The organism is Pseudomonas sp. QL9 (assembly GCF_041409665.1).
GTDB classification, from domain to species: domain Bacteria; phylum Pseudomonadota; class Gammaproteobacteria; order Pseudomonadales; family Pseudomonadaceae; genus Pseudomonas; species Pseudomonas knackmussii.
In genome coordinates this window covers 1074693-1091859 of record NZ_CP166971.1, presented here as the reverse complement: position 1 = coordinate 1091859, position 17167 = coordinate 1074693, and the positions used below count along the sequence as shown (strand labels likewise).

Here is a 17167-nt window from a genome sequence, read left to right as displayed (position 1 = left end):
TGGGCGGTTTGCGCGGTTCATGGAGGCTATATTGATCTCGATATGATCGATAAAAAAGCGCAAATATCCGGCGATATCTATCGATAAAGTTGACTATAGACTAGCCGGATGCCTGCTCTGGATTGAGGAATTTGCTGAGGAATTGTCGGGTGCGTTCTTCCTTCGGATGGGCGAACAGCGCCTTGGCTTCGCCCTGTTCGACGATCACGCCCTTGTCGATGAAGATCGCCCGGTTGGCGACGTCGCGGGCGAAGCTCATCTCGTGGGTGACGATGACCATGGTGCGCTTTTCCTGGGCCAGGCCGCGGATGGTCGCGAGGACCTCGCCGACCAGTTCCGGGTCGAGCGCCGAGGTGGGCTCGTCGAAGAGGATCACATCCGGCTGCATCGCCAGCGCGCGGGCAATGGCCACGCGTTGCTGCTGGCCGCCGGAAAGGCGCTTGGGATAGGCGTCTTCCTTGCCGGCCAGGCCGACCTTGGCCAGCAGTTGGCGCGCGCGCTGCACGGCGCTTTCGCGCGATTCCTTCTTCACGATCACCGGGCCTTCGATCACGTTCTCCAGCGCGGTGCGGTGCGGGAACAGGTTGAAGTTCTGGAAGACGAACCCGACGTGCTGGCGCAGCTTGCGGATCAGCGCTTGCTGGCCGCTCAGCGGGCGCGCGGCGTCGATCTCGATGTCGCCGACGCGGATGGTGCCGCCGCTGGGCGTTTCAAGCAGGTTCAGGCAGCGCAGCAGGGTGGTCTTGCCGGAACCGCTGGGGCCGATGATCGCCACCACTTCGCCGGCCTCGACGGTCAGGTCGATGCCCTTGAGCACGTCCTGGCCGTGGAACTGCTTGGTCAGCTTGCGTACTTCGATCATGCCTCGTGCTCCAGGTCATGGCGGTTGACCCGCGCTTCCAGGCGGTTCTGCAGGTGCGCGAGGATGCTCGCCAGCACCCAGTACATGAGCGCGGCGGTGAGGTACATGGTGAAGACCTCGAAGGTCCGTGCGGTGATCAGTTGCGCCTGGCGGAACAGCTCCGGCACCTGGATGGTGGCGGCGAGGGCGGTGTCCTTGACCAGCGAGATGAAGCTATTGCCCAGCGGCGGCAGGGCAGTGCGAGCCGCTTGCGGAAGGATGACCCGGCGCAGGGTTTGCGCGCGGGTCATGCCGATGCTGGAGGCCGCTTCCCACTGGCCGCGATCGATGGAGCCGATAGCGGCGCGAAGGATTTCGCAGACGTACGCCGCCATGTTCAGCGAGAAGCCGATCAGCGCTGCCGGCAGCGGGTCGAGCTCGATCCCCAGCTGCGGCAGGCCGTAATAGATCATGAACAGCTGCACCAGCAACGGCGTGCCCCGGAAGAACGACACGTAGATGCGCGACAGCCAGCGCAGGGCGGAGAAGCCATAGAGGCGCATCAGCGCCAGGGCGAAACCGAGCAGCAGTCCGAAGAACATGCCACCTACGCTGAGGACTACCGTAAAGACCGCGCCCTTCAACAGGAAGGGCGCGGAATCCAGCGCAAGCTGCAGGCTTTCGTCGATCATTGAGTCACGTCAGCCTGGAAGTACTTCTCCGACAGCTTCTTCAGCGTGCCGTCGGCTCTCAGCTTGTCGATGGCCTTGTTGATCGCCGCGAGCAGTTCGGGGTTGTCCTTGCGCAGGGCGATGCCGGCTTCCTGGCGGGCGAACGGTGCGCCGGCCAGGGCCATGGCGCCCTTGGTCTTGTTGACCATGTCGAAGGCTGCCAGGCGGTCGACCAGGATGGCGTCGATACGGCCGCTACGCAGGTCCTGGAACTTGGTCGGGTCGTCTTCGTAGGTGCGCACGTCGGCTTGCGGCACGTTCTGCTTCAGCCACTGCTCGTAGTTGGTGCCCAGGCCAACGCCGACTTTCACGCCGGCGAGTTTCTCCGGCTTGTCGTACTTGGTTTCGTCACCCTTGCGCACCAGTGCCTGGATGCCGGAGACGGTGTAGTACTCGGAGAAGTCGTACTTCTTCTTGCGCTCGTCGGTGATGGTCACCTGGTTGATCACCACGTCCAGGCGCTTGGACTCCAGCGCGGCGAGGATGCCGTCCCACTTGGTCGGCTGGAACTTGGCCTTGACGCCCAGTTCCTTGGCCAGCAGCTCGCCGAACTCCACCTCGAAGCCGGTCAGCTTGCCGTTCTCGTCGACGAAGCTGAAGGGCGGGTAGGTGCCTTCGAGGCCGACCTTGAGCACGCCGCTACTCTGGATCTGCTTGAGCAGACCCTCGTCGGCCGAGGCTTGCTGCCCGAGCAGGCTGGCGCCGAGGGCCAGGGTCAGGCTGGCGAAGATGAAACCGCGTCGCAGGATGCTGAAATTCATGATTTCCCTCGTTCTTGGTGTTTCAAGCAGGTTAGTCAAGGCCGCCGACTATATAGGTCGGTTGTTATTCCAGAAAATAATTACCGGTTTTATGGTTATTCAGTTTTTGATTTGAGTCATGTAGGCGAACAATGCGGGCGAACCGCCGGTGTGCAGGAACAGCACGGGGCCTTCGGCGAAGCGCTGGCGGGCCAGGCCATCGAGCAGACCGGCCATGGCCTTGCCGGTGTACACCGGATCGAGCAGCAGGCCTTCCTGAGAGGCTAGCAGGCGTACGGCCTCCAGAGTGCCAGCATTGGGCTCGCCGTATCGTGGAGCGAAATACTCGTCCCACAGCGTGATCGAGAAATGTGCCGGCAGCGGGCAGCCGAGCAGGTCAGCGGTCTGCTGCGCCAGACCTTCTACCTTGGGACGTTGTGCCGCATCGGTGCGCGACACCGTTACGCCGATCACCGGGGTTTCCGGCAGCGCCTCGGCCAGTGCTAGCGCCATCCCGGCGTGGGTGCCGGCACTGCCGGAGGCCAGCACCACGGCGGCGAAGTGCACGCCGCTAGCGCGCACCTGTTCAGCCAGTTCGAGCCCTGCTCGCACATAGCCCAGGGCACCGAGTGCATTGGAGCCGCCGATGGGCACCAGGTACGGCTTGCGGCCTTTGCGGCGGAGGCGTTCCGCCGCCTCTTGCAGCAGCGCGTCGGCGTTATCGAGGTTTGGCACCTGTTCCACCTGCGCGCCGAACAGGTCGAGCAGCAGGCGGTTGCCATTGTTCAGGTAGTTGGCATCGTCAGTGCCGATCGGGTTTTCCAGCAGGGCGACGCAGCCCAGGCCCAGGCTTGCGGCGACGGCGGCGGTCTGGCGTACGTGGTTGGACTGGATGGCGCCGGCGGTGACCAGGACATCGGCGCCTACGCGAAGCGCATCGGCGGCGAGGAATTCGAGCTTGCGTACCTTGTTGCCGCCCATGGCCAGCGGCGTTACGTCGTCGCGTTTGACGTACAGGTCACGGCCGAGCCGGCTCGACAGGCGTTCCAGCTTGTCGAGCGGGGTAGGGGCGCCGATCAGGTCCAGTCGGGGAAAGCGGGCGAGGGCTTCGCGCAGGGTGCTCATGGGGCGGCTCGCGGTAGTTGAACGATTGAGCAAGATAGTTCGTGGACAACTTCCGGGCAATCGGCGCCCTGATCAGGGCTTCCCTTTACCTGCGCCTTCGACGAGAATTTCACGCCGATTGTTATAAGGTTACATTTTCGTCGCCGCGCCCAGCGTCAGCTGGCTCTTGCGCCAAGCCGACACCACTGAAGTACCGGCCGGCCGGCGATGGCCGCCTTTGGAGTTGCGATGAGAGTCGACCTGGATAGCGCGGGCGAAGAGCTGCAGGCGCTGCCGCGTTTCCAGCAGGCCGCGGGGCATGCACGACGCCTGTTCTTCCTGGCCCTGGGCAGCGGGGTTTTGGCTGCGCTGCTGTTCCTTCTGGCCATTCTCATCGGCCTGTTCGCCGCCGACTCTCCCTGGCTTCCGCTGCTGTGCAACAACGCCGCTGCCATGCTGCTGCTGGCTGCTGCCGCGCAGTCGGCTTGGCGCGTGGATGCCTGGCGCGCCGCCGTCCTTGGCCAACCGGCTTCCCCTTTTGCGCGATGGTTCGGCGCACGTGAGGAGTCGGACGAAACCACGACGGCCGATACGCTGAGCGCCTACGACCGCTTCCTCGACGGCATTGGCCGTGGCTTGCGCACGCTTCTGCAGCGGATCGGAGTGGGCGCACTTTGGCTGGCTGGCCTGGCGCTCGCTGCCTTGCTGGTGATCCGCGCCGGCTGGAACCTCGCACTGCCCGCCACTGCCCTTGGCCAGTCCGCGTATGTCGGTGCCGGCCTGCTGTTGCTCGTGGCTTTCGGGTTGCTGGTGCTGGAGCGGCATTTCGCAAGCAACAGCGAGGCGCAGTGGCCGGAAGCTGCCGGGCTGGCGCCGCTGCTGCGGATGGTCATTGCAGTGCAGCTGCTGTCGATTCCCGGGCTGTTGTTCGCCAGTGCCGAGAGTGTCTGGCCGGAGCGCCTGCTGGTGCTGATCGGTCTGCTGCCGGCGGCGGTTGCGCTGGAGCTGATCCTGCGCGCGCTGCTTTCGGTGTTCAGCCCGCAGCGCGCACGCCTGGAACCGCGCCTGGTCGGCGAAAGCCTGGTCGCCGGCCAACTGCGCTGGCCGCCGCGTCCGCTGGCGTTCCTGCAGGACGAACTGCAGCAGCGCTTCGGCATCGACCTGCGGCAGATCTGGGCCTTCTCCTTCATGCGCCGCGCCTTCCTGCCGGTGGCGGCGCTGGTGGCGCTGGTGGGCTGGCTGCTCAGCGGCATTCATGAGATTCCCATGGATGGCCGGGGCATTTACGAGCGCTTCGGCAAGCCCGAAGCGGTGCTGCAGCCAGGCCTGCACGCCGGGCTGCCCTGGCCGTTGGGCCGGGTGATCGCGGTCGAGAACGGCACCATCCATGAGCTGGCCACTTCCGGCGACTCCAACGTGGCGGACCAACTGGCCCCCGCCGAAGGCCCGGCGCCGGATGCCGCCAACCGGCTGTGGGATGCCTCCCATGCCAGCGAGAAGTCGCAGGTGATCGCGAGCGAGGCGGGGGGCAAGCAGAGCTTCCAGGTGGTCAACATGGACGTGCGCTTCGTCTATCGGATCGGCCTGAGCGATGAGGCCGCCCTGGCCGCGACCTACAACAGCGCCGATGTGCCGGCGTTGATCCGTAGTACTGCCAGCCGTGTGCTGGTGCATGACTTCGCTTCGCGTACCCTCGACGAGGTCCTCAGCGGACAGCGCCAGGCATTGGCGGAGGACATCGGCAAGGCGGTGCAAGCCGACCTGGAGCGCCTGCACAGCGGCGTGGAAATCCTCGCAACCGTGGTCGAGGCGATCCATCCGCCGGCCGGTGCGGCCAACGCCTACCATGCCGTGCAGGCCGCGCAGATCACTGCGCAGGCGCTGATTTCCCGCGAGCGCGGCAAGGCCGCCGAGCAGACCAACGAGGCGCAGCTGGCGGCCAGTTCGGCAATCGACAAGGCCAACGCCGACGCCCGCGAGAACCTCGCCGCGGCGCAGGCCGCCGAGCTGCGTTTCGGCGCCGAGCGCAAGGCTTGGCAGGACGCCGGCCAGGCCTTCCTGCTGGAGCAGTATTTCGACCGTCTCGGCCAGGCCCTGGGCAATGCCCCGGCCCTGGTCATCGATCATCGCCTGGGCGCCGCCGAGGCCCCGACCCTCGACCTGCGCAGCTTCGCCGCGCCCATCGATCCGGCGCGCCCGCCGGCCGCCAGATAGGAGCTCGTCCCTTGAGTTCGCCGCATACCCACGATCACGGCCACGCGCACGATCACGAACATGATCATGACCACGGCCATCACGACCACGATCACGACCACGACGAGGCCACTCCTTTCCCGTGGCGCCGCGCCGGCCTGGCCGCGCTGCTGGTGCTGTTCGCCGCCGCCACCGCTTGCCTGGTGCAGGTGCGTTCCGGCGAGGCCACGGTAATCACCCGCTTCGGCAACCCGGCGCGGGTGCTGTTGCAGCCGGGCCTGGCCTGGCGCCTGCCGATCCCCTTCGAGGCGGCGATTCCGGTGGACCTGCGCCTGCGCACCACTTCCAGCGGCCTGCAGGACGTCGGCACCCGCGATGGCCTGCGGATCATCGTGCAGGCCTACGTCGCCTGGCAGGTGCAGCCGGATCCCGCCAGCGTGCAGCGCTTCATGCGCGCGGTGCAGAACCAGCCGGACGAGGCGGCGCGGCAGATCCGCACCTTCGTCGGCTCGGCGCTGGAAACCACCGCCAGCGGCTTCGACCTGGCCGAGCTGGTGAACACCGATGGCAGCAAGGTGCGCATCGCCGACTTCGAGCAGCGCCTGCGCGAGCAGATCGACAAGCAGTTGCTGGAAACCTATGGCGTGCGCGTCCTGCAGGTTGGCGTCGAGCGCCTGACCCTGCCTTCCGTGACCCTCGGCGCGACCGTCGACCGCATGCGCGCCGAGCGCGAGACCATCGCCACCGAACGCACTGCCGAGGGCAAGCGCAAGGCCGCCGAAATCCGCTCCGCTGCCGAACGCGACGCGCGTATCACGCTGGCCGATGCAACCGTGAAGGCCGCCGACATCGAGGCGCAGTCGCGCGTCGAGGCGGCGCAGATCTACGCCAAGGCCTATGCCGGCTCGCCGGAGCTGTACAACCTGCTGCGCTCGCTCGACACCCTCGGCACCATCGTCAACTCCGGCACCCGCCTGGTGCTGCGTACCGACGCCGCACCGTTCCGCGTGCTGGTCGACGGCCCGCCGCAGCTGCCGGCGCCGAAGGCGGATGCGCAACATGACTGAGCGCGAGCAGGGCGGCGGGCCCTGGCTGCAGGCCGGGCGCCTGGCGTTCGTCGCACTCTATGGCGTGACCCTGCTGGCGGCGCTCGGCTGGGCGCTGTCCAACGTCCGCGAGGTCGGCCCGGACAGCCGCGCCGTGGTGCTGCGCATGGGCGCGTTGAACCGCATCCAGAACCCCGGGTTGCTGCTGGCCTGGCCGCGCCCCTTCGAGCAGGTGGTGATGCTGCCGTCGGCTGAGCGGGTGATCGAGCGTCGGGTCGAGACCCTGCTGCGCTCGGTCCAGGCGCAGAAGGCCGATCTCGACGTCAGCCTCTCGAACGACGCCACCGCCGGTTCCGGATACCTGCTGACGGGCGACGCCGGCGTGGTTCAGCTGGATGTGCGGGTGTTCTACAAGGTCACCGATCCCTACGCCTTCGTGCTGCAGGGCGAGCACGTGCTGCCAGCGCTGGACCGTCTGGTCGAGCGCAGTGCGGTCGCCGTGTGCGCCGCGCGTGACCTGGACACCATCCTGGTCGCCCGCCCCGAGCTGGTCGGCAGCGACAGCCATGTAGCGGAGCGCCGCGAGCGCCTGCGCGGTGACCTGCAACAGGGCATCAACCAGAATCTGGCGGCATTGGCCGCCACCGGCAACGGGCTGGGCGTGCAGATCGAGCGGGTCGACGTGCAGTCTTCGCTGCCGCGCGATGCGGTCAGCGCCTTCAATGCCGTGCTGACTGCGAGCCAACTCGCCGAGCAGAACGTCGCCGCTGCGCAGAACGACGCGGCGCGGCAGACCCAGGCGGCGACCCAGTCGGCCGACCGCACCCTGCAGGTCGCCCATGCCCAGGCCGGCGAGCGCCTGGCCAAGGCGCGTACCGACACCGCGACCATCGCCAGCCTGGCCGGCAGCCAGGACCCGGGCCTGCTGCAGCGGCTGTACCGTGAGCGCCTGCCGGCGATCCTCGGCAAGGCCGGGGCGGTGACTACGGTCGATCCGCGCGACGCCGGCCACCTGATCCTTCCGGGGCCCAAGCCGTGAGCGGCGGCTGTGAAGCAATGAGCGGACACTGTCATGCGGACGCGCTAGGCTCGCAAAGGACCCCGGCGGCCCATCGCCAGCATTTCCCGACGACTCAGAAAAGGCAGGACACCCCATGATCGCTGCAGGACTACAGCACTTCCTCAAGGCCCGCGGATGGGCGACGCCGCTGCGCGGGGCGCTGGCCCTGGCGGCCATGCTTCTGCTCTTCACCGGCACCGCCGAGGCCGGGCGTGACCTGCCCGCGGGCATGCTGGTTGGCGTGGTCGATAGCGCCAGCTTCCCGGTGATCACCCTCAAGCGGCCCAAACCCAGCCTGGTCAAGCAAGTGGTCAGCCTGGGCTTCTACGAGAAGACCGTCAGCTACCCGGTGGCGGTTTCCGTGCGCATCCGCAACGAGAACAACCTGTTCGTCGTCAACGGCCTGATGCCGCAGCTGAAGGGCAAGTTCGTCGGCCTGAAGAACGGCATCAACGGCGAGGTCAACCAGATCTGGGTGATGACCGAGGCCGAGGCCGCCGACTACGTGAAGCGTCCGGGCACCCGTTTCCCGCCGCAGGCAACCATCCTCAAGGACGGCAGCACTGCGTCCAGTGAATGATCGATAGATGAGCGCACACCACCATCACCACCACGGCCATCACCACCATCATGGCCACCTCACCGGCGGCATGCTCAGCCAGGACGAGCAACGGGTCGCCGCGCGCCAACTGAGCCTGGCCATGGTCGCCCTCGGCCTGCTGCTGCTTGGCCTGCTCTGGCGCTGGTTCGCGCCGCAGCAGGAGGGCGTGGCGCAGATGCTCCTGGGCGTCGCCTCGCTGCTGGTGGCGGTGCCGGTGCTGCGTTCGGCCTGGTCGAGCCTGCGCCATCCGAGCCTGCACGGCATTACCGACCAGTTGATCGCCCTCGCCATGCTCGGCGCCTGGGCCACCGGCGATCTGCTTACGGCGGCGCTGCTGCCGATCATCATGATCTTCGGCCACGTCCTCGAAGAGCGCAGCGTGATCGGCTCGCAAGAGGCCATCGAGGCCCTCGGCCGGCTGACCCGTAGCCTGGCGCGGCGCATCCGCGCCGACGGCAGCGTGGAGGAAGTGGACAACGCCGAGCTGCGCGCCGGCGACCAGGTGGAAGTGCGCGCCGGCGACCGCGTGCCGGCCGACGGCCGCGTGCTCGAAGGCCAGGCCAGCCTGGACACCGCGCCCATCACCGGTGAGTCGGTGCCGCTGGAGGCGCGCGCCGGCATGGAGGTCTACGGTGGCGCGATCAACCTCGACGGCCTGCTGCGCATCGAAGTGACCCGCACCGGCGAGGCCTCGACCCTCGGCAAGGTGATCGCCCTGATGCAGCGCGCCGAGCGCTCCAAGCCGCCGATCACCCGCCTGCTGGAGCGCTACGCCGGGCGCTACATGGTGCTGGTGCTGCTGATCGCCGCGGTCACCTGGTTTATCACCAACGACCCGCAGGCGATGCTCGCCGTGCTGGTCGCCGCCTGTCCCTGTGCCCTGGTGCTGTCGGCGCCGGCCACGGCCATCGCCGGCATCGCCGTGGCTGCGCGACACGGCATCCTTATCCGCAGTTCGGCCTTCCTCGAGGAACTGGCCGACCTGACCTCGCTGGTGGTCGACAAGACCGGCACCCTGACCCACGGCAGCCTGCGCCTGCAGGCCCTCGACGGTGAACCCGGCGAAGACCCACAGGTCTTGCGTCAACTGGCCGCCAGCCTCGGCGCGGCGAGCAGCCACCCGGTCAGCCGTGCGCTGGCCGCGCTTGTGCCGCACGACGCCTACCACCCGCTGCAGGACATCCGCGAGCGCCAGGGCCTGGGCGTGATTGCCCATACGCCGCACGGCGAGGCGGCGCTCGGTCGTCCCGAACTCTTCGCCCAACTGGGCATCGCCACGCCGCCCGTGCCAGCGCATGACGGCCCGATAGCCGGCCTGGCCCTGGATGGCCGCTTCCGCGCCTGGTTGCGCCTGGCAGACAGCCTGCGAGCGGAAGCGCCGCAAGCGCTGGCCGACCTGCGCGAACTGGGCCTGGGCCGCCAGCTGCTGCTCACCGGCGACCGGCAGAGCGTGGCCGATGCCGTGGCCAGCGAGGTCGGCATCGCCGAGGTCAGCGCCCAGGCGCTGCCGGAAGACAAGCTGCGCCGGGTGAGCGACGAAATCCGCAAGGGCTTCCGCCCGTTGGTGGTCGGCGACGGCATCAACGATTCGCTGGCGCTCAAGGCCGGCGTGGTCGGCGTGGCCATGGGGGCTGGTGGCGCCGACATCGCCCTGGCCTCGGCTGACGTGGTGCTGATCGGCAGCGACCTGCGCCGCCTCGGCACCTGCGTGCGCCTGAGCCGCCAGTGCCGGCGCACCCTGCAGGTCAACGTGCTGATCGGCCTGGGCTGGACCCTGGCGATAGTCGCGGCCGCCGCCTTCGGGCTGCTGGGCGCCGCCGGGGCGATGATCGCCGCTGTGCTGCACAACCTCAGCACCTTGCTGGTGCTGGGCAATGCCGGGCGCCTGCTGCGCTTCGATGAAAGCCTTGGCCAGCCGCGTCCGCCGCTGCCGTTGGGCGAGACGGCCAGCGCCTGAGAGAGCGGGCAGGGCGCCTATCGGGTATGATAGGCGCCATTTTTCGTTACCCATCGGTTCACCCCCATGACTTCGCAACAGCCGCCGCGCGACGACAGCGCAGAAACCAAGGCCCCGCTGTCCCTCGCCGAACTGGCCAAGGCCGCCCTCGCCGCGCAGAAGGAAGCCGCCTCCGGCTACCAGCACCGCAAGGCCCACGACAAGGACGTGCGTCGTCCGCCGGCGCCGCGCGGTTCGCGCCGCTCGATGGGCAAGCGCTGAGCCGACCTGCGGTCGGGAGCGTTGGGCGCTGGGACTTGTCGAAACAGGTCCTGAATTTCCTGATCGGCCGGCCGGGCTTCCCTGTCGGCCTTCTCTTGAAGGAGCAGTGATGAGAGCACTTCCCCTGCTGCTGGGCGTCGGCCTGTTGGCCCTGGCCGGCTGCAAGACCTTCGGCGGCCACTACGAGCTCGACGCGGTGGACGCCAACGGCCACAAGCTGAACAAGAAGCCCTTCCTGGCCCAGGGCAGCGGCATCTACACCGTGCGCAACACCCTCTGCTCCAGCTACCCCAAGGCGACGGTGATCATCCGCGACGTCGATGCCGACCAGGAGCTGGCCGGCGAAAGCCCCCATCACTGCAAGTGACCATGAAACGACTGCTGCTGATCGGCGTGGGCGCCGGCGACCCCGAGCAACTGACCATCCAGGCGGTCAAGGCGCTGAATCGCGCCGACGTCTTCTTCCTGCTCGACAAGGGCAGCAGCAAGACCAAGCTGCTCGACCTGCGCCGCGAGATCTGCGAGCGCTACGTCGAGAACCGCGACTTCCGCATGGTCGAGGCCGAGCTGCCGGAGCGCGAGCGCGGCGTGGCCGACTATGCCGGCAGCGTGGTCGACCTCAACGCAGCCAAGCAGGCTCTGTTCGAGCAATTGATCGACGAGCATGTCGCCGAAGGCGAGTGCGGCGCCTTCCTGGTCTGGGGCGACCCGGCGCTGTATGACAGCAGCATCCGCATCCTCGACGCCATCCTCGCCAGCGGCCGACTGAGCTTCGACTACGAAGTGATTCCCGGCATCACCAGCGTGCAGGCACTGGCTGCGCGGCATCGCATCGCGCTGAACCACATCGGCGGTGCGGTGCAGATCACCACCGGCCGCCGCCTCGCCCGTGAAGGCATGCCGGCGGGCGTGCAGGACGTGGTGGTGATGCTCGACGCCCAGGACAGCTACACCGGCCTGCGCGGCCAGGACCTGGAAATCTTCTGGGGCGCCTACGTCGGCACGCCGGACGAGCTGCTCATCGCCGGTCGCCTGGACGAAGTCGCCGAGCGTATCCGCGAGACTCGCCTGGCGGCCCGCGAAGCCAATGGCTGGATCATGGATACCTACCTGCTGCGCAAGGCCGAAGACTAAGGCCAGACCGTAACCGCACGGCTCGGCATTCCCTTGTAGGAGCGGATTTATCCGCGATTCGCGCGCATGGCGCGCTCCTACAGGTTGGAATCGGCGCGGGGATTTTCGCGGATGAATCCGCTCCTACAATTCTTCGTCATCCTCGCGAACCGCACGACACGAATGTCGACCCTGTAGGGCGAATAACCCCGAAGGGGTTATCCGCCGTTTCGTGTTGGGCTGCGGCGCATAACCGCGAACGGTTATGCGCCCTTGTATGTCGACGCCCCGCCAGATTGGTGGGTAGTCTCCGGCTGATCCCCGGAAGGAAGGCCAGGAAGACGAATGCGCCCTTAAGCTTCGAGCTTGCAACGTAGATGGTCTCCTGCCTTCCCACCCCACTCACGAATCCGAACGGTATCTAGAGCCCACCGCAGGTGAGAGCTCGCATAAGCAAGGTTGGATGGAGTGGTGTTCTGGGACAGCGGCTACATCGGGGGTAATCGAATATGACCATCGTCGTTGGCGTGGATATCGCCAAGAAAACGTTCGACATCGCGGTACTGCAAGGCAATGGCAAGTACCGCACCAAAGGGAATCTGAGCAACGACTCCTCGGGCTTTAGGGTCTTTGAGCAATGGTTGCAGCAGTATGCCGAGCCAGGGGCCTGGATCGTGGTGGAGGCGACCAACATCTACCATGAAGCGTTGGGCGACTTCCTGCTGGCCAGGGGGTACCGGGTTTGCGTGATGAACCCGGCGCGCATTGCCAGCTACGCGCAGAGCCAGATGCAGCGCGTGAAGACCGACAAGGTCGACGCCAAGCTAATTGCACTGTACGGCGACCGGCATGTCGGCGACCTCCAGCCCTGGCAGCCGGAGCCGCTGAGTGTGCGCCAGCTGCAAGCCCTGGTGCGCCGCTACGAGGAGCTCAAAGAGCTGTTCCAGATGGAGGTTAATCGGCTGGAAACGGCGAAGACCGACCCGGTCAAGGAATCGATCCTGTCGGTAGCGGCACATCTGGAACGGCAGATCGAACAGACTGCGAAGGCCATCCGAGATCACATCGACGATGACCCGGATTTGCGCGGCAAGCGTGATCTGCTCAAAAGCATCGACGGCATCAGTGACCAGACTGCCGCGCTGCTGTTGGCCGAGCTCGGAACGATCAGCCGCTTCGACAGTGCTCGTGCCGTCGTGGCCTTTGCCGGGCTCAACCCAAGGTTGCGCGAGTCCGGCCAGCCAAGGGCCAGACGAGCATTTCCAAGATGGGTTCACGGCTCCTGCGAGCCGGCCTGTTCATGCCCGCCATCAGCGCCATGCGCCACAACGCGCCGATTCGAGCACTGCGGATACGGCTGAAAAAGAACGGCAAAGTCGGTAAGCAAATCATCTGCGCGGCGATGCGCAAGCTGCTGCAGATCGCCTACGGCGTCCTCAAGTCGGGCCAGCCCTTCAATCCGGAACTGGCCCTTGCTCGGGGGTAGATGACACGGTATCTACGGGTTGGCATCGGCGCAGGGATATTCGCGGATAAATTCGCTCCTACAGGAAGCCTGGGCGCCTCGGATCAGCGCTCGAGCTTCTGCCTCTGCCCCTGCTGCAACGTCCAGCTCACCACTTCCGCGGCAAGGCGGTCGCTGGCCTGGCCGAAGGCCGTGACCACTTCCGCGACCTGGGTTCCGCTGCTTGGCTGGCGTGCTTCGAAACGGCGGCTGGCGACGATGCGCTGGGTTGCGGTTTGCACCAGGCGGGCTTCCAGCACCACCACTGCTGCCACTTGCTGGCCCTGGTATTCGCTCTGGAAGGCGCGCAGGTCGCCGTCCAGTTCGAGGTCGGCCTGCAGGCTGACGGCGTCGCTGCTCAGGGCCTGGATGCGGCCGTCGGCGCGGAAGGCGTCGAGCAGGCGGTCGCGCAGCAGCCGCGGGGCGGTGTCGCTCCAGCGGGCGCCCTGGTAGACGCTGAGCAGGTCGCCCTTGGGCAGCACCGCGATGCGATTGCTGTCCAGCACCTGGCTGGCATTGGGCGCGGTAATCCGCAGCGACCAGTTCACCGGCGGCGTGGCGCGCGCCGGGTGCTGTTTGGCCGGCAGCAGGTAGGCGTCCGGGGTTTCCGCCTTGGGCAGGATCGAGCAGGCGCCGATCAGGGTGGCGAGTGCGCAGGTGCCGAGCAGGCGCAGGGGCGCGGTCATGGCTGGAACTCCTTGGTTCGGTGGCCGCCGAGCAGGTAATCGGTGGGGTTTTCTTCCAGGCGTCGGGTCACCCCGCGCAGGCTCTCCAGGGTCGCGCGCAACTCGCGCAGGGCCGGGCCCACTTCGCCGAGGCCATTGAGGCCGCCGTTGACCGCGTTGTAGTTGCTGTCGAGCAGGCGGTCGATCTTCTCGCTGCTGCGCTGCAACGCGGCGAGGGTCTGTTGGGCGCTCTCCAGGGTCTGCTTGCCCTGGCTGCCGAGCAGTTGGTTGGCGTTGCCGAGCAACTGGTTGGCATTGGCCAGGGTCTGCCGCGCCTGGGTGCTGGCGGTGGCCAGTTCGCTGACGATCTTGCGTATGTCGCTGCGCTGCTCGGCGATGGTCGCGGTGGCCTGGTCGATGTGGTCGAGGGTGCGGCTGACGCGGTCGGCGTTCTCCTGGGAGAACATTCGGTTCACGCTGTTGATCAGGTTGCTGACGTTGGTGGCGATGTCCTCGCCGTTGGCCAGCAGCTTGCTGAGCGGCGAGGGTATCGTCTTGATCACCGGGATCTTGCCGTTCTCGCCGACCAGCGGCGGGCTCTCCGGTGAGCCGCTGCTGAGCTGGATTATCGCGGTCCCGGTGACACCGGTGATGGCGAGCTTGGCGCGGGTGTCCTGGCGGACCGGGGTGCTGTCGAACACGCGGATGCGCGCCAGCACCTTGCGCGGGTCCTGCGGGTCGAGGCGCAGGCTGACCACGTCGCCGACCTTGATGCCGCTGTATTGCACGGTGCCGCCCTGGGACAGGCCGGTCACCGCCTCGGTGAAGATCACGTCGTAGAAGTTGTAGGCCTGGTCGCTGCTGGACTTGGCCAGCCACAGGCCGAAGAGCAGCCCGCCGGCCGCCACCAGCACGGTGAACAGGCCGATCAGCACGTGATGGGCGCGGGTTTCCATTAGTTTTCCTCCGTAAGGCGCTGCGTCGCCTGCTGCGCAGCACGGCCACGCGGGCCATGGAAATAGTCCTGTATCCAGGCATCGTCGGTGGCAGCGACCTCGTCCAGCGTGCCGATCACCAGCACGCGCTTCTGCGACAGCACGGCGACCCGGTCGCAGATGGTGTAGAGGGTGTCGAGGTCGTGGGTGACCAGGAACACGCTGAGGCCGAAGGCGTCGCGCAGGGTCAGGATCAACTGGTCGAACGCCGCCGCGCCGATGGGGTCGAGGCCGGCGGTGGGTTCGTCGAGGAACAGGATGTCCGGGTCCAGCGCCAGGGCGCGGGCGAGGGCGGCGCGCTTGACCATGCCGCCGGACAGCTCGGACGGGTACTTGTCACCGGCGTCCGGCGGCAGACCCGCGAGGGAGATCTTCACCTTGGCCAGGTACTGCGCGGCCTCGCGGGGCAGGCCGGCGTGTTCGATCAGTGGCAGGCAGACGTTCTCCGCGACGGTCAGCGAGGAGAACAGCGCGCCGTTCTGGAACAGCACGCCGAAGCGTCGCTCCAGCGGCGAACGCTGTTCGGGGGACAGCGCCAGCAGGTTCTGGCCGAACACCCGCACCTCGCCCTCCTGCGGCCGGCGCAGGCCGACGATGCTGCGCAGCAGCACCGACTTGCCGGTTCCCGAGCCGCCGACCACGCCGAGGATTTCTCCACGGCGCACGTCCAGGTCGAGGTGCTCGTGCACCGCGTGGTCGCCGAAGCGGTTGCACAGGTCGCGGACCTGGATGATGGGTTCGTCCGTATTCACCAGCCCATCTCCATGAAGAAAAGCGCGGCCACCGCGTCGAGCAGGATCACCACGAAGATCGACTGCACTACCGCCGAGGTGGTGTGCTCGCCCACCGATTGCGCGCTGCCGCTGACGCGGAAGCCTTCCAGGCAGCCGATCACGGCGATCAGGAAGGCGAAGATCGGCGCCTTGACCATGCCGACCAGGAAGTGCTGCAAGGATATGTCGTTCTGCAGGGTGACGATGAACAGCCGCGGCGAGATGTCCAGGGCAAGCGCGCAGACCACGCCGCCGCCGGCGATGCCGGCGAGCATGGCGAGGAAAGTCAGCATGGGCAGCACCAGCAGCAGGGCGAGCACCCGTGGCAGCACCAGCAGCTCCATCGGGTCGAGGCCGAGGGCGCGGATGGCGTCGATTTCCTGGTTCGACTTCATCGACCCGATCTGTGCGGTGAAGGCGCTGGCGGTGCGCCCTGCGAGCAGGATGGCGGTGAGCAGCACGCCGAATTCGCGGAGGAAGGAGAAGCCGACCAGGTCGACGGTGTAGATGGCCGCGCCGAACTTGTTCAGCACCGTGGCGCCGAGGAAGGCCACCACGGCGCCGACCATGAAGGTCAGCAGCGCCACGATCGGCACGGCGTCCAGGCCAGTCTGTTCCATGTGTGCGGCCAGTGCGGTGGGTCGCCAGCGACGCGGGTTGAGCATGCAGCGCAGCAGGCTCTCGAGGGTGAGACCGATGAAGCCGAGCACGCCGACCAGGTCGCTGCGGAAGGCGAGCATGGCGCGGCCAATGCGTTCCAGCAGATCGATCAGGGCGTTGCCCGGGGGTGGTGTGCGCTCTTCCAGCCGGCATTGGCGGATAGAGGTTCCGACCGCGCGGAGCAGGGCGCGGCGCTCGGCCGGCACGTTGGCGGCCAGCTCGTCCAGGTGTTGCAGGCCGGTGCTGCCCAGCAGGTCGGCGAGCAGGCTGGCGCCGGCGGTGTCGAGCGCGCCGAGGCCGTCGAGATCGCAATGCGCGGCTTGGCGGTGCTGGGCGTCGAGGCCGGCTATCTGCTTCTGCAGGTCGGCGAAGTGGGCGAGTGTCCAGTCGCCGCTGATGCGCAGCAGGGGCGGGGAGGCGGAGGTGTCCAGGCGCAGCTGGCTGGTCTGAGTGGTTTCGGTCATGCCGGCGAGTCTAGCGGAGATAAAGGCCGCCTTCATTGCACGCAAGGCGCAAGACAAATGAGCCGTGCGGCGATGGACATCCTTCCAGCTGCAATCCCTCCGGCAGCGCGGGCGCCGTCGGCCGCCGCTCTCGAAGGCCTGGCTGGCGTCGATTGACCGGCCACCCCGCCAGCCTCTAAGCTGCGCGCCTGCTACAGGTGCCTTCAGATCCATCTGAAGGTGAAACAGGGAAGCCGGTGACACCGAACCTTCGGTCATTCCGGCGCTGCCCCCGCAACGGTAGGCGAGTCAGACGATCGCAATGGCCACTGTGCTCCGGCATGGGAAGGCGCGATCGGGGAAGTCCATACGGACCTCCACTCGCGAGCCCGGAGACCGGCCCGTAGCGCAGACGACGTGCAGGAAGCCGTCGGCCGCGTGCCTTCCTGACCGCGTTCCGACCGCCCCGACGTCCTCAAG

General features: G+C 67.2%; 17 protein-coding genes and 1 riboswitch. Of the genes, 9 read left to right on the top strand and 8 right to left on the bottom strand.

Annotation, left to right across the window (positions count from 1 at the left end):
- Positions 1-100: 100 nt before the first annotated feature.
- From tcyN to ACA097_RS05095, 4 genes are all read right to left on the bottom strand, one after another.
- Positions 101-862 (bottom strand): L-cystine ABC transporter ATP-binding protein TcyN, encoded by a 762-nt coding sequence (gene tcyN, locus ACA097_RS05110; RefSeq protein ID WP_371368904.1) that lies wholly within the window; start codon positions 860-862, stop codon positions 101-103.
- On the bottom strand, positions 859-1533 hold the full coding sequence (tcyL, locus tag ACA097_RS05105; RefSeq protein ID WP_371368901.1) for a cystine ABC transporter permease: 675 nt from the start codon (positions 1531-1533) through the stop codon (positions 859-861). Before tcyL ends, tcyN begins: the two co-directional genes overlap by 4 nt.
- Entirely contained in the window at positions 1530-2333 is an 804-nt protein-coding gene (gene tcyJ / locus ACA097_RS05100) for a cystine ABC transporter substrate-binding protein (RefSeq protein ID WP_371368899.1), read from the bottom strand. Before tcyJ ends, tcyL begins: the two co-directional genes overlap by 4 nt.
- Before the next feature lie 99 nt (positions 2334-2432).
- Positions 2433-3437: a D-cysteine desulfhydrase gene (locus ACA097_RS05095; protein WP_371368897.1), complete on the bottom strand. Its 1005-nt coding sequence runs from the start codon at positions 3435-3437 to the stop codon at positions 2433-2435.
- Positions 3438-3665: 228 nt separating this feature from the next.
- On the opposite strand from ACA097_RS05095, the gene hflK (ACA097_RS05090) reads away from it, so the two are divergent.
- The 9 genes from hflK (ACA097_RS05090) (at position 3666) to ACA097_RS05050 (ending at position 13008) form a co-directional block, all read left to right on the top strand.
- Positions 3666-5630, top strand: a complete 1965-nt coding sequence (hflK, locus tag ACA097_RS05090) for a protease modulator HflK (protein ID WP_371368895.1) — start codon at positions 3666-3668, stop codon at positions 5628-5630.
- An 11-nt stretch (positions 5631-5641) separates the two neighbouring features.
- Positions 5642-6676: a protease modulator HflC gene (gene hflC, locus ACA097_RS05085; protein WP_371368892.1), complete on the top strand. Its 1035-nt coding sequence runs from the start codon at positions 5642-5644 to the stop codon at positions 6674-6676.
- A complete protein-coding gene (hflK, locus tag ACA097_RS05080) occupies positions 6669-7694 on the top strand; it encodes a protease modulator HflK (protein ID WP_371368890.1) in 1026 nt (341 codons plus the stop codon). The genes hflC and hflK (ACA097_RS05080) overlap by 8 nt, the downstream gene beginning before the upstream one ends.
- A 115-nt stretch (positions 7695-7809) precedes the next feature.
- Positions 7810-8295 (top strand): hypothetical protein, encoded by a 486-nt coding sequence (locus tag ACA097_RS05075; RefSeq protein WP_236658360.1) that lies wholly within the window; start codon positions 7810-7812, stop codon positions 8293-8295.
- Positions 8296-8302: 7 nt separating this feature from the next.
- A complete protein-coding gene (locus ACA097_RS05070; protein ID WP_371368888.1) occupies positions 8303-10273 on the top strand; it encodes a cation-translocating P-type ATPase in 1971 nt (656 codons plus the stop codon).
- Positions 10274-10339: 66 nt separating this feature from the next.
- Positions 10340-10534, top strand: a complete 195-nt coding sequence (locus tag ACA097_RS05065) for a hypothetical protein (RefSeq protein ID WP_043250493.1) — start codon at positions 10340-10342, stop codon at positions 10532-10534.
- Between the two features lie 109 nt (positions 10535-10643).
- On the top strand, positions 10644-10901 hold the full coding sequence (locus ACA097_RS05060; RefSeq protein ID WP_043250495.1) for a hypothetical protein: 258 nt from the start codon (positions 10644-10646) through the stop codon (positions 10899-10901).
- A 2-nt stretch (positions 10902-10903) separates the two neighbouring features.
- Positions 10904-11668, top strand: a complete 765-nt coding sequence (cobF, locus tag ACA097_RS05055; protein WP_371368885.1) for a precorrin-6A synthase (deacetylating) — start codon at positions 10904-10906, stop codon at positions 11666-11668.
- A 488-nt stretch (positions 11669-12156) separates the two neighbouring features.
- Positions 12157-13008: an IS110 family transposase gene (locus ACA097_RS05050; RefSeq protein ID WP_371368883.1), complete on the top strand. Its 852-nt coding sequence runs from the start codon at positions 12157-12159 to the stop codon at positions 13006-13008.
- Between the two features lie 208 nt (positions 13009-13216).
- On the opposite strand, the gene ACA097_RS05045 is transcribed toward ACA097_RS05050, so the two are convergent.
- Genes ACA097_RS05045 through ACA097_RS05030 form a run of 4 tightly spaced genes read right to left on the bottom strand, consistent with a single transcriptional unit; the run spans position 13217 to position 16708 of the window.
- Positions 13217-13837, bottom strand: coding sequence for an ABC-type transport auxiliary lipoprotein family protein (locus ACA097_RS05045; protein ID WP_371368881.1), 621 nt, complete (start codon positions 13835-13837; stop codon positions 13217-13219).
- A complete protein-coding gene (locus tag ACA097_RS05040; protein ID WP_371368879.1) occupies positions 13834-14772 on the bottom strand; it encodes an MlaD family protein in 939 nt (312 codons plus the stop codon). Before ACA097_RS05040 ends, ACA097_RS05045 begins: the two co-directional genes overlap by 4 nt.
- Positions 14772-15563 (bottom strand): ABC transporter ATP-binding protein, encoded by a 792-nt coding sequence (locus tag ACA097_RS05035; protein WP_371368877.1) that lies wholly within the window; start codon positions 15561-15563, stop codon positions 14772-14774. The genes ACA097_RS05040 and ACA097_RS05035 overlap by 1 nt, the downstream gene beginning before the upstream one ends.
- Complete coding sequence (locus ACA097_RS05030) at positions 15560-16708, bottom strand: MlaE family lipid ABC transporter permease subunit (protein ID WP_371368875.1); 1149 nt, start codon at positions 16706-16708, stop codon at positions 15560-15562. Before ACA097_RS05030 ends, ACA097_RS05035 begins: the two co-directional genes overlap by 4 nt.
- 178 nt (positions 16709-16886) lie before the next feature.
- Positions 16887-17107: riboswitch (cobalamin riboswitch) on the top strand.
- Positions 17108-17167 lie beyond the last annotated feature (60 nt).

Coding starts and splice junctions, on each gene's coding strand:
- ACA097_RS05065 (WP_043250493.1), top strand. CDS start 10,340: ATGACTTCGCAACAGCCGCCGCGCGACGACAGCGCAGAAACCAAGGCC.
- tcyL (WP_371368901.1), bottom strand. CDS start 1,533: ATGATCGACGAAAGCCTGCAGCTTGCGCTGGATTCCGCGCCCTTCCTG.
- ACA097_RS05045 (WP_371368881.1), bottom strand. CDS start 13,837: ATGACCGCGCCCCTGCGCCTGCTCGGCACCTGCGCACTCGCCACCCTG.
- tcyN (WP_371368904.1), bottom strand. CDS start 862: ATGATCGAAGTACGCAAGCTGACCAAGCAGTTCCACGGCCAGGACGTG.
- ACA097_RS05060 (WP_043250495.1), top strand. CDS start 10,644: ATGAGAGCACTTCCCCTGCTGCTGGGCGTCGGCCTGTTGGCCCTGGCC.
- hflK (WP_371368895.1), top strand. CDS start 3,666: ATGAGAGTCGACCTGGATAGCGCGGGCGAAGAGCTGCAGGCGCTGCCG.
- tcyJ (WP_371368899.1), bottom strand. CDS start 2,333: ATGAATTTCAGCATCCTGCGACGCGGTTTCATCTTCGCCAGCCTGACC.
- ACA097_RS05030 (WP_371368875.1), bottom strand. CDS start 16,708: ATGACCGAAACCACTCAGACCAGCCAGCTGCGCCTGGACACCTCCGCC.
- hflK (WP_371368890.1), top strand. CDS start 6,669: ATGACTGAGCGCGAGCAGGGCGGCGGGCCCTGGCTGCAGGCCGGGCGC.
- ACA097_RS05070 (WP_371368888.1), top strand. CDS start 8,303: ATGAGCGCACACCACCATCACCACCACGGCCATCACCACCATCATGGC.
- ACA097_RS05040 (WP_371368879.1), bottom strand. CDS start 14,772: ATGGAAACCCGCGCCCATCACGTGCTGATCGGCCTGTTCACCGTGCTG.
- ACA097_RS05095 (WP_371368897.1), bottom strand. CDS start 3,437: ATGAGCACCCTGCGCGAAGCCCTCGCCCGCTTTCCCCGACTGGACCTG.
- ACA097_RS05050 (WP_371368883.1), top strand. CDS start 12,157: ATGACCATCGTCGTTGGCGTGGATATCGCCAAGAAAACGTTCGACATC.
- cobF (WP_371368885.1), top strand. CDS start 10,904: ATGAAACGACTGCTGCTGATCGGCGTGGGCGCCGGCGACCCCGAGCAA.
- ACA097_RS05075 (WP_236658360.1), top strand. CDS start 7,810: ATGATCGCTGCAGGACTACAGCACTTCCTCAAGGCCCGCGGATGGGCG.